20 protein-coding genes and 3 tRNA genes are annotated in these 24,340 nt (G+C 40.5%); 16 read left to right on the forward strand and 7 right to left on the reverse strand.

Annotated features, from left to right (window positions below; all coding sequences use genetic code 11):
* Positions 1–13: 13 nt before the first annotated feature.
* The 3 genes from carB (at position 14) to H5154_RS03140 (ending at position 4,933) form a co-directional block, all read left to right on the forward strand.
* Positions 14–3,232: a carbamoyl-phosphate synthase large subunit gene (gene carB / locus H5154_RS03130; RefSeq protein WP_149982336.1), complete on the forward strand. Its 3,219-nt coding sequence runs from the start codon at positions 14–16 to the stop codon at positions 3,230–3,232.
* Positions 3,233–3,281: 49 nt separating this feature from the next.
* Positions 3,282–3,758 carry a transcription elongation factor GreA gene (gene greA / locus H5154_RS03135; protein WP_145233085.1) on the forward strand — a complete coding sequence of 159 codons (477 nt, stop codon included), beginning with the start codon at positions 3,282–3,284 and terminating at the stop codon, positions 3,756–3,758.
* A 128-nt stretch (positions 3,759–3,886) separates the two neighbouring features.
* Entirely contained in the window at positions 3,887–4,933 is a 1,047-nt protein-coding gene (locus H5154_RS03140) for a S66 peptidase family protein (RefSeq protein ID WP_182717366.1), read from the forward strand.
* Positions 4,934–5,007: 74 nt separating this feature from the next.
* Here H5154_RS03140 and H5154_RS03145 read toward each other — a convergent pair whose 3' ends face one another.
* From H5154_RS03145 to H5154_RS03175, 7 genes are all read right to left on the reverse strand, one after another.
* Positions 5,008–6,519, reverse strand: a complete 1,512-nt coding sequence (locus H5154_RS03145) for an OmpA family protein (protein WP_182717367.1) — start codon at positions 6,517–6,519, stop codon at positions 5,008–5,010.
* A gap of 91 nt (positions 6,520–6,610) precedes the next feature.
* Positions 6,611–7,015, reverse strand: coding sequence for a hypothetical protein (locus tag H5154_RS03150; protein WP_149982333.1), 405 nt, complete (start codon positions 7,013–7,015; stop codon positions 6,611–6,613).
* 1 nt (position 7,016) lies between these two features.
* Positions 7,017–7,931, reverse strand: coding sequence for a zinc dependent phospholipase C family protein (locus tag H5154_RS03155; RefSeq protein ID WP_182717368.1), 915 nt, complete (start codon positions 7,929–7,931; stop codon positions 7,017–7,019).
* Positions 7,932–8,312: 381 nt separating this feature from the next.
* Positions 8,313–9,935 (reverse strand): PKD domain-containing protein, encoded by a 1,623-nt coding sequence (locus tag H5154_RS03160; RefSeq protein ID WP_182717369.1) that lies wholly within the window; start codon positions 9,933–9,935, stop codon positions 8,313–8,315.
* 457 nt (positions 9,936–10,392) lie between these two features.
* Positions 10,393–11,298, reverse strand: coding sequence for a YbjQ family protein (locus H5154_RS23565; protein WP_259398443.1), 906 nt, complete (start codon positions 11,296–11,298; stop codon positions 10,393–10,395).
* Between the two features lie 584 nt (positions 11,299–11,882).
* Positions 11,883–11,959: transfer RNA gene (locus tag H5154_RS03170), tRNA-Pro, on the reverse strand.
* Between the two features lie 106 nt (positions 11,960–12,065).
* Positions 12,066–12,686, reverse strand: a complete 621-nt coding sequence (locus tag H5154_RS03175) for an arylesterase (protein ID WP_182717370.1) — start codon at positions 12,684–12,686, stop codon at positions 12,066–12,068.
* Here H5154_RS03175 and H5154_RS03180 point away from each other — a divergent pair, their 5' ends adjacent.
* The 13 genes from H5154_RS03180 (at position 12,687) to H5154_RS03240 (ending at position 24,275) form a co-directional block, all read left to right on the forward strand.
* The gene (locus H5154_RS03180; protein ID WP_145233088.1) at positions 12,687–13,400 is read left to right on the forward strand and encodes an ABC transporter ATP-binding protein; all 714 of its coding nucleotides are present in this window, start codon (positions 12,687–12,689) and stop codon (positions 13,398–13,400) included. It begins immediately after the preceding gene.
* Positions 13,390–15,891, forward strand: a complete 2,502-nt coding sequence (locus H5154_RS03185; RefSeq protein ID WP_182717371.1) for an ABC transporter permease — start codon at positions 13,390–13,392, stop codon at positions 15,889–15,891. The genes H5154_RS03180 and H5154_RS03185 overlap by 11 nt, the downstream gene beginning before the upstream one ends.
* A 121-nt stretch (positions 15,892–16,012) precedes the next feature.
* The gene (ruvC, locus tag H5154_RS03190) at positions 16,013–16,537 is read left to right on the forward strand and encodes a crossover junction endodeoxyribonuclease RuvC (RefSeq protein WP_145233090.1); all 525 of its coding nucleotides are present in this window, start codon (positions 16,013–16,015) and stop codon (positions 16,535–16,537) included.
* A gap of 1 nt (position 16,538) precedes the next feature.
* Positions 16,539–17,156, forward strand: a complete 618-nt coding sequence (ruvA, locus tag H5154_RS03195; RefSeq protein WP_145233091.1) for a Holliday junction branch migration protein RuvA — start codon at positions 16,539–16,541, stop codon at positions 17,154–17,156.
* 7 nt (positions 17,157–17,163) lie between these two features.
* Positions 17,164–18,171, forward strand: a complete 1,008-nt coding sequence (gene ruvB, locus H5154_RS03200; RefSeq protein WP_145233092.1) for a Holliday junction branch migration DNA helicase RuvB — start codon at positions 17,164–17,166, stop codon at positions 18,169–18,171.
* Positions 18,172–19,118: 947 nt separating this feature from the next.
* Positions 19,119–19,823 carry a protein TolQ gene (gene tolQ / locus H5154_RS03205; RefSeq protein ID WP_149982328.1) on the forward strand — a complete coding sequence of 235 codons (705 nt, stop codon included), beginning with the start codon at positions 19,119–19,121 and terminating at the stop codon, positions 19,821–19,823.
* On the forward strand, positions 19,810–20,244 hold the full coding sequence (tolR, locus tag H5154_RS03210; protein WP_149982327.1) for a protein TolR: 435 nt from the start codon (positions 19,810–19,812) through the stop codon (positions 20,242–20,244). The genes tolQ and tolR overlap by 14 nt, the downstream gene beginning before the upstream one ends.
* 1 nt (position 20,245) lies before the next feature.
* Entirely contained in the window at positions 20,246–21,172 is a 927-nt protein-coding gene (tolA, locus tag H5154_RS03215; RefSeq protein WP_149982326.1) for a cell envelope integrity protein TolA, read from the forward strand.
* A gap of 9 nt (positions 21,173–21,181) precedes the next feature.
* On the forward strand, positions 21,182–22,540 hold the full coding sequence (gene tolB, locus H5154_RS03220; protein ID WP_149982325.1) for a Tol-Pal system beta propeller repeat protein TolB: 1,359 nt from the start codon (positions 21,182–21,184) through the stop codon (positions 22,538–22,540).
* Positions 22,541–22,575: 35 nt separating this feature from the next.
* Positions 22,576–23,118, forward strand: a complete 543-nt coding sequence (gene pal / locus H5154_RS03225) for a peptidoglycan-associated lipoprotein Pal (protein ID WP_182717372.1) — start codon at positions 22,576–22,578, stop codon at positions 23,116–23,118.
* Between the two features lie 12 nt (positions 23,119–23,130).
* Complete coding sequence (ybgF, locus tag H5154_RS03230) at positions 23,131–23,874, forward strand: tol-pal system protein YbgF (protein ID WP_149982323.1); 744 nt, start codon at positions 23,131–23,133, stop codon at positions 23,872–23,874.
* 168 nt (positions 23,875–24,042) lie between these two features.
* Positions 24,043–24,118: transfer RNA gene (locus tag H5154_RS03235), tRNA-Lys, on the forward strand.
* 81 nt (positions 24,119–24,199) lie between these two features.
* Positions 24,200–24,275 (forward strand) — tRNA-Lys (locus H5154_RS03240).
* The last annotated feature ends 65 nt before the right edge of the window (positions 24,276–24,340 follow it).

Consider the following 24,340-nt stretch of genomic DNA (forward strand, 5'->3'; position numbering starts at 1 on the left):
AACCGGAGTAACAATGCCAAAACGTACCGACATAAAAAGCATTCTTATCCTAGGCGCAGGCCCGATTGTAATCGGCCAAGCCTGTGAATTTGACTACTCTGGTGCTCAAGCGTGTAAAGCACTTAGAGAAGAAGGCTATCGAGTTATTTTAGTTAACTCAAACCCTGCAACAATTATGACCGATCCTGATATGGCTGATGCGACCTACATCGAGCCAATTCATTGGGAAGTGGTAGAAAAAATCATTGAAAAAGAAAAGCCAGATGCAGTACTACCTACAATGGGTGGTCAAACCGCATTGAACTGTGCGCTAGAACTAGACAAGCACGGTGTATTGGCAAAGCATGGTGTTGAGCTAATTGGCGCAACAGCTGATGCAATCGATAAAGCAGAAAACCGCGAACGTTTCGATATCGCAATGAGAAATATCGGTTTAGAATGCCCGCGTGCTGAAATTGCTCATTCAATGGATGAAGCAAAAGACATCATCAAACGCATTGGTTTACCGTGTATTATTCGACCTTCTTTCACTATGGGCGGCACCGGCGGCGGTGTGGCGTATAACTTAGAAGAGTTTGAAGAAATTTGTGAACGCGGTTTAGACCTTTCTCCAACCAGCGAGCTATTGATTGATGAATCATTGATCGGTTGGAAAGAGTACGAAATGGAAGTTGTGCGTGACAAAAACGACAACTGCATTATCGTTTGTGCAATTGAAAACTTTGACCCAATGGGTGTTCATACTGGCGATTCAATCACCGTTGCTCCTGCGCAAACATTAACTGACAAAGAATACCAATTAATGCGTAATGCCTCTATGGCAGTACTGCGTGAAATTGGTGTTGAAACAGGTGGCTCAAACGTACAGTTTGGTGTTAATCCTGATGACGGCCGTATGGTTATTATCGAGATGAACCCACGTGTATCACGTTCATCAGCACTTGCTTCAAAAGCAACCGGTTTCCCGATTGCTAAAATCGCGGCTAAGCTAGCGGTAGGCTACACACTTGATGAACTACAAAACGACATCACCGGTGGTAAAACACCTGCGTCGTTCGAGCCATCAATCGACTATGTAGTAACAAAAATTCCTCGCTTTAACTTTGAAAAATTTGCTGGTGCAAACGACCGTTTAACCACGCAAATGAAATCTGTAGGCGAAGTAATGGCGATTGGTCGTAACCAACAAGAGTCGTTACAAAAAGCATTACGTGGTCTGGAAGTTGGCGCAACGGGTTTCAACCCAATCGTGGCACTTGACGATCCGAAAGCGAAAGAGAAAATCATCCGTGAATTACGTGAGCCAGGCGCTGAGCGTATTTGGTATATTGCTGATGCAATGCGTCACGGCATGAGCGTTGAAGAAGTGTTTCAGTTAACCAAAGTTGACCGTTGGTACTTAGTACAGATTGAAGATATCTTAAAAGACGAAGCTAAAATTGCCGAAGTGGGCATGGCTGGCTTAAGCGCTGATTTCCTTCGTAAGTTAAAACGTAAAGGTTTTGCTGATCCTCGTATCGCTGAAATTGCCGGTGTGTCTGAAGCTGAAATTCGTAAAAAGCGTCATTTATTAAACATCGTGCCAGTATACAAGCGCGTTGATACGTGCGCTGCAGAATTTAGCTCTGATACTGCATACATGTACTCAACGTACGATGAAGAGTGTGAAGCTAACCCATCTGATCGTGATAAAATCATGGTTATTGGTGGCGGTCCTAACCGTATCGGTCAAGGTATTGAATTTGATTACTGTTGTGTTCACGCAGCCCTTGCACTACGTGAAGACGGTTACGAAACTATCATGGTTAACTGTAACCCTGAAACGGTTTCTACCGACTACGATACGTCAGACCGTTTATACTTTGAACCAATTACCCTTGAAGACGTACTTGAAATCGTACGTGTAGAAAAGCCTGTTGGTGTAATCGTGCAATACGGTGGTCAAACACCACTTAAACTTGCCCGTGAACTTGAAGCTAACGGCGTGCCAGTAATTGGTACTTCACCAGATGCGATTGACCGTGCAGAAGACCGTGAGCGTTTCCAACAACTTGTTGAGCGTTTAAACCTGCTTCAGCCTGAAAATGCCACTGTGACTTCAACTGAAGAAGCGATTTTAAAATCAGCTGAAATTGGTTTCCCACTGGTTGTACGTCCTTCGTATGTACTAGGTGGTCGCGCAATGGAAATTGTGTATGACGAGCAAGACTTACGTCGTTACATGACCGAAGCCGTATCTGCATCAAATGAAGCACCAGTACTACTTGACCGTTTCTTAGATAATGCGATTGAAGTTGACGTTGACGCAATTTGCGACGGCGAGCAAGTGATCATCGGCGGCATCATGGAACACATTGAACAAGCGGGTGTTCACTCAGGTGACTCAGCCTGTTCATTACCAGCCCATTCGTTATCACAAGAAGTGCAAGACGTAATGCGCAAGCAAGTAACTGACATGGCACTGGAGCTTGGCGTGGTTGGTTTGATGAATACACAGTTTGCTGTTAAAGATGGCAAAGTGTACTTAATCGAAGTAAACCCACGTGCAGCGCGTACGGTACCGTTCGTATCAAAAGCGACCGGTGTGGCACTTGCAAAAGTAGCGGCACGTTGTATGGCGGGTCAATCTTTAGCAAGCCAAGGCATTACTAAAGAAGTGATACCACCTTACTACAGCGTAAAAGAAGTGGTATTGCCATTTGCTAAGTTCCAAGGTGTGGATCCTATCCGTGGCCCTGAAATGCGCTCTACTGGTGAAGTAATGGGTGTCGGTGATACATTCGCCGAAGCCTTTGCAAAAGCACAATTAGGTGCAAGCAACACTTTACCACGCGGTGGCCGCGCGTTACTATCTGTGCGTAATAGCGATAAGCCACGTATTGTTGAACTAGCTAAAACCATGACAGACCTAGGTTTTGAACTAGATGCAACAGGTGGCACAGCCGCTGCACTTGAAGATGCTGGTATTGCAGTACGTCGTGTAAACAAAGTATTTGAAGGTCGCCCGCACATTCTTGATAGAATCAAAAATGGCGAGTATAGCTATATCGTTAATACTACCGAAGGTCGCCAAGCGATCGAAGATTCGAAGGTGTTACGTCGTGGTGCATTGCAACACAAAACTAACTATACAACGACCTTGAATGCGGCATTTGCTAACTGTACTGCTAACCAAGCAGACGACCGCAGCAAAGTGACGTCAGTTCAAGAACTACACCTGCGATTGAACTAAGGAAATGTGCCAAGGCCGTTTATCGGCCTTGGGATTAAGTGAGAAAAGTATGCAAACAATTCCGATGACAGTTCGTGGCGCAGATTTAATGCGCAAAGAACTTAACGAATTAAAAACAGTTACCCGTCCAAAAATTGTATCTGATATTGCAGTTGCACGTGAACATGGTGACTTAAAAGAAAACGCTGAATATCACGCAGCGCGTGAGCAACAGGGTTTTTGCGAAGGCCGTATTCAAGAAATTGAAGCTAAGCTTTCAAATGTACAAATCATTGATGTGACTAAACTACCAAATACGGGTAAAGTTATTTTTGGTACCACAGTAACAATCGTTAATGTTGAGACTGATGCTGAAGTTAAATACCAAATTGTTGGTGATGATGAAGCAAGTATTAAAGATAACCGTATTTCGGTTAATTCACCGATTGCCCGTGGTTTAATTGGTAAACAAGCAGATGATGCTGTGATCATTAAAACCCCGAAAGGCGACGTGGAATACGAAATCATTGAGGTTGAGTACATTTAATTACTTTACTCATTTTCACGTTTTTAAAAACCGATGCTTGCATCGGTTTTTTTATGCCATAAACAATCTCGACATTTCTTAATAAATTGGGTACGTTAAGCTAACGTATTGATAATTTGCAGATGTTGATGACAGCAATTACTTTTCCTGACGCATTAAAAAACGGCGATAAAATTGCCATTTGCGCATTTTCATCCGGTGTTGAGAGTATCTTTCACCCACGCCTGGAACGCGTACTTTCTGGCTTAACACGCCGTGGCTACCTAGTAGTCGAGGGTAAATGCTTAAGACAACAAAGTAGCCCAGCAAAACAACGCGCTGATGAGCTAATGGCGTTCTTACTAGATGACAGCATTGCCGCAATTATGCCGCCGTGGGGTGGTGAGCTTGCCATGGAAGTACTTCAGTATATTGATTTTAATGCGGTTAAGTCTGCCAAGCCAAAGTGGTTAGTAGGTTTTTCAGATGTGAGCACGTTTGCCTGTATGCTTACAGTGCGATGTGGTTGGGTAACACTTCATGCTGCAAATCTAATGCAATTACATCCTAACGAGAAAGACAATTACTGCTTGCAAGTTTTTGATGTTCTGGCGCTTGAGAAAAATGGCTATTTCGAACAGGTGCCTGCCAAGTATTATCAGACTAAAGTGATTGATTACGCAAAAGAGCCAGATGCATTATTTGATTATACTCAGCCGAGTCAATGGCGCTGCCTAAACTATCAAGACTCAAGGCAAGTAGAGCTGACGGGGCGGTTATTTGGTGGCTGTTTAGACTCACTTAACGTGTTACTGGCTTCTCCATATCTTGATCTGCATAACTTTAAGCAAACATATGCGCCAGAAGGTTTACTACTTTATTTAGAAAATGCAGAGCTTTCACCTACAGCAGTGGCCCGTACTTTAATGGCGTTGCGGTTAAATGGTGTGTTTGCTGATATTAACGGTATTATTCTGGGGCGTAGTGCTTTGCTTAGCTCTCCAGAGCAAGACATTGATTATTACCAAGCCCTGGAGCTTGCGTTAGGTAATTGTTTATTCCCAGTTATCATCGACGCTGATATCGGACATGTTGCACCCAATTTATGTTTAGTGAATGGCGCGTTTTGCAGTTTTAAAGCCACTATAGATAAAGGCTTAGTTTACAATGCGAGCCTAGTGACCACTTTGCAATAGAACTTCGTACCTAATTGGTGATAAAAATGCATATTAAGGCAATGGCGTTAATATGCATTTTTCGCGATACGTAATTATTTTGAATCAGATAACCTTTCGACTAACTCAACACGTCGATTCAGCTCTCGACCTAATTCGTTTTTGTTAGTGGCTGCGGGAGCATAGGGGCCAACACCTTGAGGTATTAACCTTGTTTTAGCGATACCATAGTCAGCAATTAAAGCTTTAACGACCGCATCAGCCCGACGTTTAGAAAGGTCTAAATTATATTCTGCAGAGCCTTTATCATCTGTGTGACCAACCACATACAAACTCAATGCCTTATTTTTTTCTAAAACTTGCGCAATGACATCCAATGATTGTTTAGATTCAGGCTTTATGACCGCTTTATCGTAGTCAAATAACACCCCATAGATTGAGGCTTTACCTTTTTGCTTAAGTTGCTCTAACACTTTATCGCTATTTGTCTCTATTAACCCAGTTAATAATGGCTCGCTCCGCATCACTACAAGCTGAATACGAGAATCGCCTTCATAGTTACCGATGAAAAAAGCTACATAGGTAGTTTGGCCCTCAACAGTACTTTTCATAACTTGGTATCGAGGTTGGCGCCAGTAATTATAAGCTTGTTTTACAGCGAGTTTATCCCCTAACTTTTGTAAATCCTCACGGATTAACCTATCTCTGGTATTACCACTGCATGAATCTTTTTGACAAGAGAATACCGTTTCAAACCCTGCTTTTACTAAAGCACTTAGATAATTATGATAAATTTTTAGCGTTGACACCCTGTTTACGACATAAGTAATTTGGGTTAAGTCTCCGGTAACGTCTAGCATTGGCAGTGTCTTTGTTTTTGTATCAACAATACCAACAGGAATGCTGAATTCTTCATAATCAACCTGTTTGTAATCTTCAATATAACTGCCTGGGTAGCGACTTATTAATGGATGGTCTGCCGAGCCCCCTTTATCTTTACGTGGTGCCTTGGTTATCTGTTTATTATTGTGTTTGGTAAATGCGTCAAAATTGGCAGTGACAAGTCCTGATTCAATGTCTTTTATATCCACTGTAGTTAATAATACTCGCGTCGTATTTTTATACTGACCAACAAATAACGAAATAGCAGCATCGAGGGACTCATCCCCTTTTGTGGCGAAAATATAGTGAGGTTGTTGGAATTGATTACTAGGGTTAAAGTAGCTAGACTTTTCAGCTAATAATTTTCTTTGTTCACGTTTATCTCCTGAATAACAATCACTTAAAGAACATGTATAAACCACTTTAAAACCAGCATCACTTAACGCACTTTCATAATTTTTTGTTACCTTTAACGAAGCAACATTTTTTATCGTATAAGCGTAATGGCCTGTATCACCAATGAATTTTTTATACTCAAATTGTTGAGACTTTTCAGCTGTAGCAACAAACTTTGTAACAAGGCGAGTTTCTTCACCCGCTAAAATAACGGAGTTCTCCAGCTTGGCACTTGGATAGGGGGAAAGCAAAGGCTCTGCGTGTAGGTTAAATACACATATTAGGGGGGCGATACAAAATATAAGTACCTTGGTTATTTTGTTATTCATTGAAATTCCTTTTATTAATGAAGGTAAACATTGTATTTAAAAAATAAGTTGGCCTAATTAAACTTTATAAAAAAGAATAAATCGCAATTTTTTAACGCTTACAAATTTTGCTGGCGTTGATAGTAACTTTACAGGCTTGAGTGTCAGTTGATTGCCAATGCTGGATATCGGATGGCGCAGTACAGCCAGCATCTTCAATAAGTAAAATGTCATCCTCACACAGTAATAAAATGGCATTTTTATCTTGAATGAAAACTTTTAACTGATAGTCCTCAAAAGGGGTGAGTTTGTTTTTATTGCTGTTGATAGCAGCCATTAGTAATGCTTGCGGATCAGTATAGGTTTTGGTGCTGAACTTTAATGTGCCATCAACCGCGGCTGAAATATCTTTTAGTTGTGATGCAAGATCAGCCATCTTTTCTGGATCATGTGCATTAGCTAGGCTAGAGCAGCCCACAGATAAAACAATTACTAAGATTAGAGTTAAGTATTTCATTTTAAATATTCCACGCGGTTAAGTTGCCATTTTCGTCTTTACCGTTGTCTAAATTCCAATTACAAATTTGCCAGCACTCTCCATCATTAAAAATAGCATTAGCAATAATCGATATAAAATACTGTATATTTTCAACCGCTAAATTAAAAATGTCGTCGTAGTGCATTGGGCCATTTGGAGTATTAAGCTGCTCAATGTAAGTGTAATCAATCTCATCTTGGCGAGGGTAGAGTAACCCATTGTTTGCCGCAACATGCCTTGCCCATGGGAAGAGTCGATATCCTTCTTCAGCATGATCAACAACCAGTTGAAAGCCTGAATGCCACGCATCAAAGTCAGGAGCTGCTGATTGTGTGTAATCTGGGTGGATATGCGATAAAACATGCTGCCACAGTTGTTTAATATCTTCATCAAGGCAGTTATTTTGGCTGCTACATGAGCCGATATTAAGCCGAAAGCGATCAGCAAGGCCAATTTCACCCAAGTTTAACCTTGGCCAAATGTAAGCGTCTTGATTCATTTCACAAGTGCGGTGGTCAGTTTGGTTTTGCTCATACGGGCCCACTTTAAGCTCGACCACCGGATGAATGGTGATATCAGCTGCAACATGCGACATATAACCACACAGCCAAGCAAAGCATTTCTCTTGCGCTGATCCCTCTAGATTTTTGCAATACTTTACTGCTTCTTTAATTACATCACCGGTATTGTGATAATGCATTAAATCAGCCCATTTATTTTGCTCTGAATTACCCACAGCTAAATAAGGGTAGTCAGGCGATACACAGCCTAACTCAAGGTATTTTTGATTTTGACTTAAGATCAGCTTTGCTTTGGTAGGAATATTCATTCCAATCAGGGCGTTATTCTCAGTAGCTAAGTTAGCCGCAGTAATATGTGCAAAGGCACCTGGCATCAGTAAATCCTTCTACTTAGTAGTTTTGTTAATATATTTGCAATTGATCCAAGTTGCAATGGTTAAGTAATTAGTCAAATAGGCTTATTAGTTAGCTTTAAAATGGACTGCGTAATTTTAGTTATCAATAAACGTAACTTGAGCTTAAATCCATCGAGCTCACAGGCTACTGCCAAGCTCTAAAATGGCTATCTATTTTAGTAGGAGTTTAGTTGCCAAGAAGCGGAGACAAAACTAGCTGAGTTGGGCATAACTCAAGCATATCTTTTAGAGGAATCGGCTTATGGTGAGTGTTGACTCGTTTATTCACAGGGTAAAGGAGTTGATGATAGAGCTAAGAAAGACAGTGAGCGGCACGAGCTAAGCGTGCCGCATCAGTTGTTACTCAACGATAAATGTAATGCGTTTATGACTCGAATAAGGAGCTATATCATCTTTTGCATAAACAAGCACTTGATAGTTACCTGAGGAAACTAAAGGCAATATTGCTGTATCACTTGTTTCGTTACCAATAGATGCAACCCTGCCATTTGGCAATAATACGAGCCATGTGTAGGTAATGGGATCTGTTTCTTTGTCATAGGCGTGTGCTTTGAGTGTTAAATTACTGCCTTTGATTTTATTCCCGAACATCTCAACATCGATAATGGTCGGCGCGGAGTTATCGGGATCTTCTACTTTGATTGCGACAAACCTGTTCGTGGTGTTTTCTCCGTCAGAGGCGGCGACTTGTAAAATGTAAAAGCCAGCAACATCAAAACGAACTCTAGCGCGGCTACCTGTTTCAGCAATAATATCTGCTTGGCTATTCGCTGGCCTATTTAGCCACTTCCAGCTCAACTCTACTTGCGCGCCCTCAGGATCTTGTACTTCAGCGTAGAATAATTGCTCTGATTGGACAAAGGTATTAAGCAATGGGCTTGGCAAGACGTTAAGTGCTGGTGGTGCATTTCGGTTGGTACTAAATGAAATTGCTGTTTTACCAGCATCGCTCTGTTCCTTTGAGACCGTTATTGTTTTTACGACTGATTCCGTACGGTCACTATTTCTATCTTTGAGTGTAAAACGAACCTTGTATTCACCGGCAACATCTGGAATAAAGAAGGAGATATACGACATAGTATAGGCTAATGTTACCTTGCTGGTAGCAGGAATACTGTCGAAGCTAAACATAGGAGTCGCAAAATTGTATTGCATGCTGTCTTTTGCATCAAGGTTAATAAACTCGTTCACTTCAGCGGTTTCAGGTGCGTCAAATGATGCTATGAGCTCTGGTCTATCATCATATACTTCTATCTGTTTAGTTACCGTTTCTGAATAGGCTTTACCATCATGTACCGTTAAGCTGATCGTGAATATGCCATAGTCTCTTCCTTCAAAACTAGCACTTTGTCCTTCAGGGTTGGTGAGAAAGAAGTCTAATGCATTGTTAGCACTGGTAACTTGCCACTTATAATAAATATTATCGCCATCAGCATCTGAGCTATTTTTTCCACTTAGTGTTACTTGCTTATTTTTACCCGCTTTTTCCTCAAAAGGAGTAATAACAGCTGTTGGGGCATGATTTTTTGGCTCAATCGGTTTATCTGAAATGCTCACTGACGCTGTAGCAATAGACTCTGTTGAACCTGACTTAATGATTAGCTGAATTTGATATGTACCAGCTATATCGGCAACAAACTCGCTCATTAGGCTGCTATTATTTGCTATTTTTGCAGAGCTATTATCAGGCTTTTCAATAATTGACCAATCCACGCTTGAAATGGCAGGAACAATGCTACTTGTTCCTACTAATCTGACCGTTGAACCGGTGTATACCGATTGGATCGGATTGATTTTAGCAGTAATGGCACCTGAGCCGGTTGAACTATCGGTAGATGTATCGCTATCGCTATCACTGAGATTATTATTTTCTACTTGTGGCTTAGTTGAACTACCTGAACCGCCGCACGCGGTTAGTGTTACCCCAAGAAATAAAGCCAATAATATTAATTTTTTATTCATTTTAATGTCCCTATACTTTATCCTGGCAAACAAAATACATGCTTTAGAATATTTAATCTAGTTAAAATTTGTTCAGCACAAAGGTCAGCTTGTGCAAATATAGAAGTTAAGTTAAAAGCCCTCAGTAAAAAGTTAAAACTGCAATTGTGCAGTCATTTTCGTGCGCGCAATTTAGGTTTAAGCGGATTAATAACTTATTAAATAGAAAAAATGAAAGTAACCTTGTAGTAAAAGATTAACTCTTAATCTAAAAAGTAAGTGTGGTGGAACAGCATTGTTTGTTCAATTAGAGTGGCTGTCTAGTTTTATAATTTCGCATTCAAGATATATAGGCTTTGCGAAAGCACCTATAGAAAATAAAAGTGTTTTAATAACAATATATTAAAGAGGTATTTTAACTTCTTTGAATAGAATTTTGATATGGCTTTTCGGGCAGTATAGAGCACATATAATATATTTAATTCTCGATAATTACAGCTGTGCCCGAAGCAACGATAAATAACATACCTGATTTACCACCGCCTGATATCTCACTGTAGTCTAGATCAATACCTATTACGGCATTAGCACCAACAGAGATAGCCTCTTTCCTGAGTTCAGTTAGTGCTGTTTGACGGGCATCTCTAAGCGTGTTTTGTATGCTGTTACTGCGACCTCCAAAAGTATCACTAAAACTTGCAAAAATATCTTTAAAAATGTTCATGCCATAAGCGCATTCGGCAGTAATAACATCAATACGTTTTGTAATATTTAAGTTTAGAGCTGTTTCGGTTGTCAGTAGTACGTCTTTTGCTTCAACTTTGTTTAGTTTACTTGCAATAGCGTGTTCTATTTTCTGTTTATCATAGTCTTGTTTGGCTTTACTGCCATTAACACCATATTTTCTGGTTAGGTGGATATCTTTAGCTTTCTCTATTGTGTTAGCTACAGACTCAGAAATTTGTGTTAAGTATTTACCATAATAGAGCACATCGTAATGGTTTTGGTTTTGCTGGGTTCTGATTCCCGCTAATCCAAATTCTTTGTTCATGAATTTAAGGTAAGGCAAAGATATTTCGATTTCATTGCTGTTTAGGTCAGCTAGGTTTGTATCGTCGAAGCCTTCTATGAAAGCATCGCATTCTTTCATACCATGATTTTTATAAATACCAGATTGGCTGTAGAGCGTTGTTAAGTTGCATAAAAATTGGCCTTTATACCAAATGGCTGCAATAGCATTATGCCCGTCTTTCTTTAATGCGTATGCTAAGTCTGATGTATTATATGTGTTACCAGTTATATTATTTATTAGCTCTTTATCTTTTAAGCTCCAGTCAGGCTTAGTATTTGATGGTGTTGATTTATCACTTTTAGAAAAAAACATATCTCTCCTTAGAAACTTTAATAGTAAAAAGTAGCTTGATTGTAGAATTGAACTTCAAGCATATGCTGATAGCTATACAAACATGCTTTAACTCTGCCAACCAAACATTAGCATATAAAAGGGTATAATATGACTTAATAAAGGGGAGTTATGCAAAATTCACATCGAATAGAAAACGATAAACTAATTTTTAAAGCGCTGGTGGAATTGCTCAATCAATCTAGCCGATACAAAAATCCTAGTTGTTATGCTTTAGTAAATCACCTTAATAATAAAGGTATTAAGACAAGCTGGGGGAACAATTGGACTCGGAAAAGCTTATTTAGGTATCTACAAAGAAACGGCTTTCTGGTGTGTGGGGCTTACGCAATAGCTTAGATCAATACACGAAACTAGCTAAGTTTATTTAGGGTATTTTCAGATATCGTAAAACGGGAGTTTCGTAACCAGTACGCACGAACAGCTAAATGAAGTAAGCTTTATTTCCCAGCTATAAAATGAGTAGAGTGGCTACAGATTGGCTACACGAAAGGCTTTTAAAGAAAACAACTTATATATAAATGAGGTTAAGTTGTTGAATTAAATGGTCGGTATGGAGAGATTCGAACTCTCGACCCCTGCCACCCCATGACAGTGCGCTACCAAGCTGCGCTACATACCGACGTTGCAAGCAATAGTACGTATATTTTTTCAAAAATCAATAAGCTTTTGTTTGTTTGAACATTTATTGCACGTACTGAGTGAAATAAATCATTTTATGAGGATGTTTAGTTATTTATCCAGTCATTGATCGATTTATACATCACATCTCGTAGTATAGGTTGAGCAGTTTTGTTAGGGTGTATGTTGTCGTTTTGCATCAGGCTATTATCAGCAGCGACATTCAAGATAAAAAATGGCATTAAATGGCTGTTTGTGGCACCGGCAATCTCAGCAAAGCTAGCGATAAATAATCCGGTATAACGTGGCCCATAGTTAGGCGGGATGTGTATTACCATAATCGCTACTTTGGCATCAGCTTGTTTGCTTTTGCTCACTAAACTGGCTAGGTTTTCTTTTAGGCGTTTAATTGGAAAGCCACGCAGACCGTCGTTACCACCAAGCTCTATAAGTACATGGCTCGGTTGAAACTCATTAAGCAGGGCGTCTAAACGACGCAGTGCGCCACCGGTGGTTTCGCCACTGATACTGGCATTGATAAGTTGGATCGGCGCTTGCTCGTTGTCGTACTTATCTTGTAACAGTTTAACCCAGCCTTGCTCTTGTTTTAAGCCGTAGGCGGCGCTTAAACTATCACCTAAAATTAAAATTGTGTTGTCAGCTGCCGCACTAAGTGGTTTGATTACTAATAGTAAAACGAAAATAAAACGTAGGATTGAATACATCATATGTCAGCGCTATCTCAATTAAATATCATTCAGGTTAAAGGTCTTTCTAAAACGGTTAATACCCTTGAAGGGGATTTGCCCATCCTCAGTGACATCACCTTTAATGTCAAGTCTGGAGACTCAGTTGCTGTAGTTGGTACCTCAGGTTCAGGTAAATCAACTTTATTAAGTTTGCTCGCAGGGCTTGACCAATCGACTCAGGGATCAATTTATTTAGATGGTGAGCCGCTGCATGAACTTGATGAAGAAGCGCGTGCGGCATTAAGAGCTGCAAAAGTCGGTTTTGTATTTCAATCATTTATGTTGGTACAGAGTTTAACAGCACTTGAGAATGTGATGTTACCGGCAGAGCTTGCTGGTGAAAAAAATGCCAAGCAACAAGCACTCGATCTTCTGGAAAAAGTAGGTTTAAGTCATCGTATTGAGCATTATCCGTCGCAATTGTCTGGTGGTGAGCAGCAGCGTGTAGCGATTGCTCGCGCATTTATTGGCACACCAAAGATTTTATTCGCCGATGAGCCATCAGCAAATCTTGATAGCAAAAATGGTAAGTTAATTGAGTCACTGTTATTCGAGCTTAATCAGCTTCATGGCACGACGTTGATTTTAGTCACACATGATGAGGCGTTAGCAGCAAAGTGTCAGCATGTGTTACAAATTGAAGCGGGTCAATTAGTTAAAAATACCAATGAGGCTGTGGCGAATGTGGGTTAAATTAGCATTAAAATTATTTAGCCGTGAATTTCGCCGTGGTGAACTCACGGTGATTTGTGCGGCCATAGCGTTGGCGGTATTGACGGTTTTAACGCTTTCTATGGTGACTGATCGCATAGGGCAAAGCATAGCGCAAAAAAGCAGTGCCTTTATTGCCGCTGATCGCGTGCTGGCAAGCAACCATGAATTACCGGGTGAATATTTAACAACAGCAAGCGAATACAACTTACAAACCGCACAACTCACTTACTTTGATACTATGTTGTTTGCTAATGACGAAATGCAATTAAGCTCAGTAAAGGCGGTGTCGGAGCATTATCCACTTAAGGGCGAACTAAAAGTTAAAAGCAGTTTAACCGGAGAGGTTGAAGTGGCCACGCAAGGGCCAACTGTTGGTAATGTGTGGTTTAGTGAATCGGTATTTTATGCACTAAATGTAAAAGTAGGTGATACGGTTGAGCTAGGCGCTGCGCAATTTAATATTGAAAAAGTATTGGTGGAAGAGCCAGATGCGCCATTTAATATTTTTTCAAGTAGTCGTCGTGTGTTGTTAAATAACCAAGATGTAGACAAAACTGAAGTGATCCAGCCGGGCAGCCGTGTTTTTTACCGCCAGTTGTATGCAGGGGATGAGAGTAACCTTACTGACTTTTATAGCTGGCTAAAACCACAAATGAAAGAAAACCAGCAATGGTATGGTGTTAAAGACAGACAGTCGCCGATTGCAAATAGCTTAAACCGCGCTGAAAGCTTTTTATTATTAGCGGGGTTATTGGGCATTATTTTAGCGGCGGTGGCGATTGCCGTGTCTGCAAAGCGTTATTGCGAACGCCAATATGACCCAGTTGCGATGATGAAAACCTTAGGTGGTAGCCGATCGACAATTCGCAAAATTTACTTACTGCATTTATCACTGGTGTGTGCTTTGTCGGTCATACTTGGCTTAGCCATTGGCTATGGTTTACAAGAGATAGCCACTAGTTATTTAGCTAAATCAATGAACAATACTCTTCCTGCAGCGGGTATAAAACCGTGGTTTGTGGCGATTAGTACTGGCGTTATCTGTGCCGTGATGTTTTCAATCAAGCCGTTATTAGATTTATTTGATATTCCACCGCTTAGGGTATTACGCCGTAACTTAGGCGATAAGCTACTAGTAAGTAAAGTGCATTTAGCGATGTCGGGCTTAACAGTCTTTTTATTAATGTGGTTGTTTAGTAATAACCTTAAAATTACCGCTATTTTGTTTGTCTCTACTTTAATTTTGATTGCAATACTGTTTGTATTATCTCGATTAATTTTTGGCAGCGGACGTAAACTAGGATTGCGCCCGGGGAATAGTTGGTCATTAGCGATTGCTTCGTTGCAAAAACGTGCCAATGCTAATGCGGTACAGTTGATCAGTTTTTCGTTGGCAATAAAGCTATTGTTATTTTTAGTGGTGCTGAAAAACGATATGATCGCAGATTGGCAATCGCAACTTCCAAGCGACGCGCCGAATGCTTTTTTAGTAAATATAACCGAAACTGAATTGCCAGACGTAACAAGCTTTTTAGAGCAAAAAAATATTCAAGTATCTGAGTTCTATCCGACTATTCGTGGTCGCGTAAACGCTGTTAATGGTGAATTAGTTGCTCGCGAAGTCTCATTGCAAGACAACGAGAAGAAAGACGAAGAAGCACGCGCAGGTATTGGCCGTGAACTAAATCTTACATGGTTAGAGCAAGTCCCTGTGCAAAATGAGATCATAGACGGGCAGTGGTTTGCCGACAATGCCACCGCTGAAGCATCGATCGAAGAATCTATGCTAGAGCGTTTAGATGTGAAACTGGGTGATACGCTAACATTTTTGATTGGCGCCCAGTCATTTGATGCCAAAATCACCAGTGTTCGTAAAGTTAATTGGGCTACTTTAAAGCCTAATTTCTTTATTATATTAAGTCCTGATGTACTGGGTGATTTTCCTGCGACGTATATTTCATCGGTGCGTATCGAAGCCGATCAAAAACGCGACTTTAGTGAGCTACTACGTGCCTACCCGACAATCAACGCCATCGACGTTGACAGCTTTGTCAAACAAATACGTTCTACTATTTCGCAAGTATCGCTGGCAATTGGATTTGTACTGGCGATAGTGGTGATGTGTGGTGGCTTAGTTTTAATTTCGCAAGTGCAAGCAAGCCTTGGTGAACGGATGCAGGAAATTGTCATATTGCGTACCTTAGGCGCCAAAGGGCGGCTAATAAAAAATGCCACTTTATATGAGTTTTTATTGCTGGGCAGCGCTGCTGGTTTTGTCGCTGCGTTGGTCAGTGATGTGGCTTTATTAATAGTGCAACGTGAGATGTTTGACTTAGCAGGTAAGCTGCACCCGCATATTTGGCTTATTGGACCATTAGTGGGTGGTGTGTTTGTGGCATCACTAGGCTACTTTATGATAGCTAGAACCATGCGTAAAAATACCCAAGGGTTACTACGCTCTTTAGCCTAAAAGGTTAGCAATTAAACAAGCCCGTTTTTACGGGCTTTTTTATGCCAATAATGCACTGGTAATTTATACAGTGCTCTGGCATTATTAGCGTACTTAACTATTTACACTGATTGGGCAAGTATTGGCTATTATTTTAGGGATTGATCCTGGCTCACGATTAACCGGTTATGGGGTGATTGCCCATCAAGGTGCTAAATTTACTTATTTAGGCAGCGGTTGTATAAAACTGGCCGATCACGAGTTTCCTATTCGATTAAAAATGATTTATCAAGGGATCAGTCAACTAATCGAACAATTCTCTCCCGATCATTTTGCCATTGAAAAAGTATTTATGGCGCATAATCCTGATTCAGCTCTTAAATTAGGCCAAGCCAGAGGGGCTGCAATTGTTGGTGCGGCAATGGCTGAGTTACCGGTGTTTGAATACTCGGCGCGGCAAATTAAACAAGCGGTGGTAGGGCACGGTGGTGCCGATAAATCGCAAGTGCAGCATATGGTTAAAAATATTTTAAAATTGCCAGGCACACCGCAAGCGGATGCAGCCGATGCATTAGCCATTGCGATATGCCATGCTCATTCCGATCAAAATTTAATAAAACTAGCGGGCAGTGCCAGTAAAACCGTTAGAGGACGATTAAGGAAATAACATGATAGGTCGCTTAAATGGCATCTTAGTAGAAAAACAACCGCCAGAAATTTTGCTTGAAGTAAGCGGTGTTGGTTACGAAGTTAACATGCCGATGACGTGTTTTTATGATTTACCAAACATTGGCGAAAATGCCATTGTGTATACTCATTTTGTAGTAAGAGAAGACGCCCAGTTATTATTTGGCTTTAATAATAAAATTGAGCGAGCATTATTTAGAGAGCTATTAAAAGCCAATGGCGTTGGGCCAAAGCTCGGATTAGCAATACTTTCAGGGATGTCGGCTAAGCAATTTGTTAGCTGTGTGAATAACGAAGATGCCACCAGTTTAGTGAAACTGCCAGGTGTAGGTAAAAAAACCGCAGAGCGCCTGGTACTTGAAATGAAAGACCGATTAAAAGATTGGGGTAATGACTTATTCACGCCATTTAGTGATAATGCAGTTATAGAGCCCGCATCTGACGCACTTATTGCTAATAATGCGGCAGATGATGCAATCTCTGCGTTAGTGTCATTAGGTTATAAATTGGCGCAAGCACAAAAAACAGTAAAATCAGTGGCCAAGCCTGGTATGTCTACAGAGGTTCTGATCAAAGAATCTCTAAAATCAATGTTGTGAGTAAACCATGATTGAAGCGGATCGTTTAATAGATGCGACTGAACAAAGTAATGAAGATGTAGTCGATCGCGCGATTAGACCAAAACTATTAGCCGATTATACTGGTCAGCCCCATGTTAAACAGCAAATGGAAATATTTATAGAAGCTGCACGTAGTCGGGGTGAAGCGCTTGATCATTTATTAATATTTGGTCCGCCGGGTTTGGGTAAAACCACACTAGCAAACATTGTTGCCAATGAGCTGAATGTCAGTATTAAAACAACCTCGGGCCCAGTGCTTGAAAAAGCCGGTGATTTAGCCGCACTACTGACCAATTTAGAAGAAGGCGATGTACTTTTTATTGATGAAATACATAGGCTAAGCCCGCAAGTTGAAGAAATACTCTATCCTGCAATGGAAGATTATCAACTCGATTTAATGATTGGTGAAGGGCCCGCAGCTCGTTCCATTAAGCTCGATTTACCCGCTTTTACCTTAATTGGTGCTACCACTCGCGCAGGCTCGTTAACCTCACCACTTAGAGACCGTTTTGGTATTGTGCAGCGTTTAGAGTTTTATTCGGTGGCAGATTTATCGACTATAGTGGGGCGCTCTGCTCATTATTTAAATTTAGCCATGTGTGATGAAGGCGCCATTGAAATTGCTAAACGCTCTCGTGGTACGCCACGTATCGCCAATCGATTATTACGCCGGGTACGAGATTACACGCAAGTTAAATCAGACGGTACTGTAAATGCCGAAGTGGCAGAGCTGGCACTTAATATGATTGATGTCGATAAAAGCGGCTTTGATTATATGGACCGTAAATATTTACTCGCGATCATTGAAAAGTTTATGGGGGGGCCGGTAGGGTTAGACAACTTAGCCGCCGCCATCGGTGAAGAAAAAGAAACCATTGAAGATGTGATCGAGCCTTACCTCATCCAGCAAGGATTTATCCAACGTACGCCAAGAGGGCGTATTGTGTCTGATAACGCCTATCATCACTTTGGCTTATTACCCAAACAAGAATAAAGTACATTTATTGTAGCTGTATGCGTGCGTATGGCTGCAAACCCACCTCATACATCTTCTATACTGTTCTTTTAGCCACTATTCAAATGTCTATTTTGCTGTGTTTAAGTTAATCGCGTGATTAGCATATTACTTAAAGTTTAGATTATTTAGTTATTTGGGCTAATGCAATTCACATACTGTTAAGTTTGTAAACGATATTGTATGCGCCATAGCGAGGTAGTGCTGTGCGTGATTTGCAGGCAAAAAAAAGCCCGCATAAAATGCGGGCAAACAACAAGTTGAAGGAAGTAATCTAAGTAACACTGCTTAAATTCATCAAGTTTTATCAAGAAGACTTTAAGCGTAGCAATACGAAAAATCAGAATCATATTGCAAAGAACTGGGCTGAATGAAGTATTCATTGCTGCGCTAGCTCGGTATGGGAGAATAATACGCAATAGTTGGTTTTTGTTCAAACTAGAAAAATTTAATTTTCAGATAAAAAAAACTAATAGCAAGATTTTTATGAGCGCTTTATTTTTGTTCATAAAATTCACGGTCGTATATTAATCTATTGAATTTGTGATGTTTTATTTGTTTGAATGATTTTTTTATAGATTAGTTAAACTGTTGCAATGACTATGCTTATAGTCAATTATGCTTGTTTATTCATTAAGAGTGAATAAAGAGGGTGTTTTACACAGTTTTTGTTTATAAATAAGCACCCCAGCATGTATTTACCTCGGCAGTACAATCTTAAATTGTTGCGTCAAGATTGCCGAACAAGGCTATAAAACTGGAGTCAGCCTGCTCTTCAACGTTTTTTGTTGCTAATTCACAGCAATAGCGTTGTCAGTACTGAGCTGAATAGATACACTAGTTGCAACTTTTGGCCATTTTTTCGGTCATATACCTAGCGTATAATGAAATGTTATTTATACAAGAAATCTTATTAGGAGTTTAATGTGGGTTCAGGGCTTAATTTTTTAGATTTAATTCTAGAAGCAAGTTTTCTTGTGCAATTAGTTATGCTGGCATTATTAGCTATGTCAGTGATGTCATGGGCAATTATTTTTCAGCGTAAAAAAGCAATTTCGGATGCATTATCCAATACTAAGCGATTTGAGCAAAAATTTTGGTCAGGCATTGATTTAAGTAAACTCTACAATGAGATCTCATCGCGTAGCGGTAGCTCAACTGGTGTTGAAGCATTATTTATAGCAGGCTTTAAAGAGTTTGCTCGCCATAAGAAAAACTCTTTTCAAAGTGCTAGCATTGTAATGGAAGGGACGCATCGTTCAATGCGAGTTGCGTTATCTCGCGAAATCGAAAAATTAGAATCAAGTTTATCGTTTTTAGCAACAGTGGGGTCTATCAGTCCTTACATTGGTTTGTTTGGTACTGTATGGGGCATTATGAATGCTTTTATCGCGTTAGGCGAAGTTAAGCAAGCAACCTTACAAATGGTTGCCCCAGGTATAGCTGAAGCGCTTATTGCAACAGCTATGGGTTTATTCGCTGCTATTCCAGCGGTTATTGCATACAACCGTTTTGCTAATAGAGTTGAAAAGCTAGAATCTAACTACATTAACTTTATGGAAGAGTTTGCAAATATTTTACACCGTCAAGCAGCTACCCAAATAGAGGCAAAAGCGAATGTATCAGCGTAAGAAGCGTCGTCCTGTTGCAGAGATAAACGTAGTTCCTTACATTGATGTAATGCTGGTGCTACTGATTATTTTTATGGCCACTGCGCCTTTGATCACTCATGGCGTTAAAGTTGATTTGCCAAAAATGGAAGAATCAGATTTAGTTGATACTAAAGATACGCCCCCGATCATTGCTTCAATTGATGCACAAGGTAAGTACTATGTCAGTATCGGTACAGATCCAGAAGAACCGATGGAAGCATTAGATGTTGCCGCTGTTATCAAGTTGCAACTGATGAAAAACCCAGAAACCCCAGTGATGATCAAAGGCTCAGGTAAAGTATCGTATCAAGAAGTACTATTATTGATGGATTTCTTAAAAAATGCCGGTGTACCTTCAGTTGGATTAATGACTGAATCGTTTGAAGGGAATAAAAGCTAATATGGGTCCTTCAGTATTAAAATCAGTGCTATTGCACCTCGCTATAGTTGGCGTTTTGATTGGAACCGCGAGTTTTCATACTTCACCGCCTACAGTAATGGAAGTTACCTTGAACAAGGCTATGCCTGATGCTGAAAATGCTGTTTCAGCGGTGACTGTTGACCAGAAAATGGTTGAACAAAAAATTGCTGAGTTGAAACGCAAAGAAGATGATAAAAAACGTGCTGAAGATAAGCGCATTCGTGATTTAGAGCGCCGAGCATCTGATGCACGTAAACAGCGTGAATCTGAAGACCGCCGGATCAAAAAGTTAGAGCAAGAGCGTCGCGCGAAAGAGAAAGAAACCGCACAAGCCCAAGCTCAAGCTAAAAAAGCGCGTGAAATAGAGCAAAAAGAACGTGAAAAAGCGCAGCAGGCTGAAAAGCAAAAAGAACAAGCTGAACTTGCTGCTAAAGCTGCTGCTGAAAAACGTAAAGCAGAAGAAGAGGCTTTAAAGAAAGCTGAAGACGACCGTAAACGCGAAGAGTTAGCTGCTAAAAAACGTGCAGAAGCTGCTGAAGAGGCACGTCAAAAAGCGTTACAAGAGCAAATGCTGCAAGAGCAACTAGCTACAGAGCAAGCTGCACGTAATAAAATACGTCAGCAACAGGTAGGCACTGAGGTTGATAAATATAAAGCATTAATTATGGCGCGTATTCAGCAAAATTTATTAATTGATGAAAAGATGAAAAATCAACAATGCCGTGTGAATATTCGCTTAGGTTTTAATGGTCTGGTCACACAAGTTACATCTTTAGGTGGTGATAAGTTAGTATGTGAAGCGGCGCTTAGAGCTGTTCGTATGGCTGATACACTGCCAGTTTCTAAAGATAAAGATGTGTTTGAGCAATTAAAAAATATTAACTTAACAATTAAGCCACAATTTTAAAGGAATGGTATGTTCAACAAGTTGAAAACAGTTTGTTTAATTTTCGTTTTAGGCTTTACCAGTGTTGCAAATGCGGCACTTGAAATAGTCATAACCGAAGGCATTGATGGCGCGCGACCTATTGCGATCGTGCCATTTAAGTATAAAGGTGTGGGGCCAATTCCACAAAAGCTCAGTGATGTGATTGCTGCGGATTTAATGCGTAGCGGTAAATTTAAACCCATTGACGTTAATGCCATGCCACAGTTACCTAGTAAAGACGCAGACGTAGACTATGGCGCTTGGGTAAATAAAGGTGTTGAAGCGATTTTAGTTGGTGAAGTCGAACAACAAACTGATGGCCGTTACTTAGTACGCTATGAGCTTATTGATGTTATCCGAGGCCAAATCACTGGTGGTGAAACGCAAATGATGAGTAACGGAAAACTTATTAAAAACCAAGATCATATTCAAGAAGCACGCGAAAGTGTGATCAGTGATACCGGTTTTAGACGTTATGCACACCGCATCAGTGATGTTATTTATGAAAAACTCACCGGTGAGCGCGGCGCATTTTTAACTAAAATTGCTTATGTCATTGTACGTGATGATGAACCAAAGCCTTACCAGTTAGTAGTTGCAGATTATGATGGTTTCAATGAGCAGGTTTTATTACGCTCGCAAGAGCCGCTTATGTCACCAGCATGGTCACCAGATGGCACTAAACTAGCGTATGTAACCTTTGAAAATCGTCAAAGCCAAATTTATATCCAAGATTTATACACTGGTAAGCGTGAACTCATAACAAGTCACCAAGGTATTAATGGTGCGCCACAATTCTCACCCGATGGTAAAAAACTACTATTGGTGCTATCAAAAGACAGAAACGGCGCTACTGAAGTGTATATGCTAGACTTAGCAACGCGTAAAGAAACCCGATTGACTAACCACCGTAGTATAGATACTGAACCGTCTTGGCATCCGAATGGTCAAGATATCGTGTTTACTTCTGAAAGGGGTGGTAATGCTCAGATTTATAAGTTAAATTTACAAACAGGTAGGTCACAACGAATGACCTTTGATGGTGATATGAATCTAGCTGGTTCTATTACCCCTGACGGCAAAGAATTAGTGATGGTTAACCGTACCAACGGGCAGTACCATCTTGCTAAGAAAGAGCTGGCTACAGGCGCATTTCAAGTGTTAACACGAACGCGCCTAGATGAGTCACCGAGCGTAGCACCAAATGGTTCGATGATCATCTATAGCACGCTACATAATAATAAGCAGGTACTAGCGCTAGTATCAATGGACGGTCGCTTTAAAGCACGGTTACCTGTGCTAAATGGACAAGTAAAGGCACCCGCGTGGTCGCCTTATTTACAGTAATTTTTGCTGGTTTACTCAATATAGGAATCTACTCAATGCAACTTAATAAAATACTTAAAGGCCTGCTAATTGCTGTGCCAGTTATGACACTAGCAGCTTGTAGCTCATCTTCGGATATCGATGAAGGTGCAGCTAATCAATCAAATCAAGCGACTGTTGAGCAAACAACTGATAATGACACTGTCGAAGTTGCTACATTAACGCCAGAGCAGCAAGCACAAGAAGAACTTCGTCAGAAGTATGACGAATTGCGTCAAGAACAAGTGATTTACTTTGGTTTTGATACTGCGACTATTCAAGGTCAGTATGGCGAATTACTTCGTGCACATGCTGAGTTTTTAGTTAAAAACCCATCTGTTAAAGTATTAATTGAAGGTCATGCTGATGAGCGTGGCACTCCTGAGTACAATATTGCACTGGGTGAGCACCGTGGCCAAGCAGTTGAAAAATACCTACAAAGTTTAGGTGTTTCTACAAGCCAAATGTCAGTAGTGAGCTACGGTGAAGAAAAGCCGATGGTTAAATCACGTACTGAATCTGCTTTCGCTAAAAACCGCCGTGCGGTACTAGTTTACTAAATTAGAGACATTATGAAGCCGAAAATTATTTTGGCAGCCATGATATTGAGCGGGAGCACCCATGTTTGGGCTGCTCCCGCTCCTGTTTCAGAAGCTGCGAGTTCACAATCGAGTATAGAAAAACGCCTTGCTGCCCTTGAAAGTATGATGCAGTCGAGAAATTTATTACAAGTTGAGTTACAGCAACAGTTAAATAGGCTGCAAGATGAAGTGAGCCAGGTTCGCGGGATCACTGAAGAGCAGACCTATAAGCTTGAAAAAGTACTGCAACGTCAACGTGAGCTGTATCAAGAAATTGAAAATCGCGTTAGCCAAGCTTATTCGCAACCTAGTGCTGAGCAACACGCAGAGCCTGTTGCATCGCAAGCTATTAGTTCTGATCTGTCTGAGAATGAGGCTTACGAGCGTGCAGTGGCATTAATCATGAAGGACAAGCGCTATGATCAGGCAATTCCAGAGTTTCAAACGTTTTTAACAACGTATCCAAATTCTGTGTATGCGTCTAACGCTCATTATTGGTTAGGACAATTATTAACAATTAAAAATGATCCAGTAAAAGCATCGGAACATTTTAAAGTTGTTGTAAATGAATTTCCAAATTCAAATAAGCGTCCAGATGCAATGTTAAAGCTTGGTACTTTATTACAAGAGCAAGGTTTAGCCGAACAAGCGTCAAAAACCTTTAATGATTTACTTAACCAATACCCAAGTACAACTGCTGCAAAATTGGCCACTGATCGCCTTTCAAAAATGTAGAATCAGTTTGATTAGACTGCTTTTTGTCATAAGCGGTCTAAAATTGGTCAACTAGACATAAAAACTTAAAAAAAGAGACATTTTCTGTTGCACTCATTTTTTAAATAAGTATTATAAGCGCCCGCAGCAAACGAATGGTTCAACCACTCGAATTGCGACAAAAAGAGCGGGTCATTAGCTCAGTTGGTAGAGCAGTGGACTTTTAATCCATTGGTCGATGGTTCAAGTCCATCATGACCCACCATTCATTATTTAATAATAGAATGGTCTTTATCGGCGGATTTACGTATTAATGTTTTGTTGCATTTTGTTGCAGCAGCAGAGCGGGTCATTAGCTCAGTTGGTAGAGCAGTGGACTTTTAATCCATTGGTCGATGGTTCAAGTCCATCATGACCCACCATTCTTTATTCGTTGAATAGTAGAGTGGTTTATAATCGGCGGATCTACGCAGCGTGCTTAGGCACA

This window comes from Pseudoalteromonas sp. SR44-5 (assembly GCF_014163675.1).
Lineage (GTDB): Bacteria > Pseudomonadota > Gammaproteobacteria > Enterobacterales > Alteromonadaceae > Pseudoalteromonas > Pseudoalteromonas rhizosphaerae.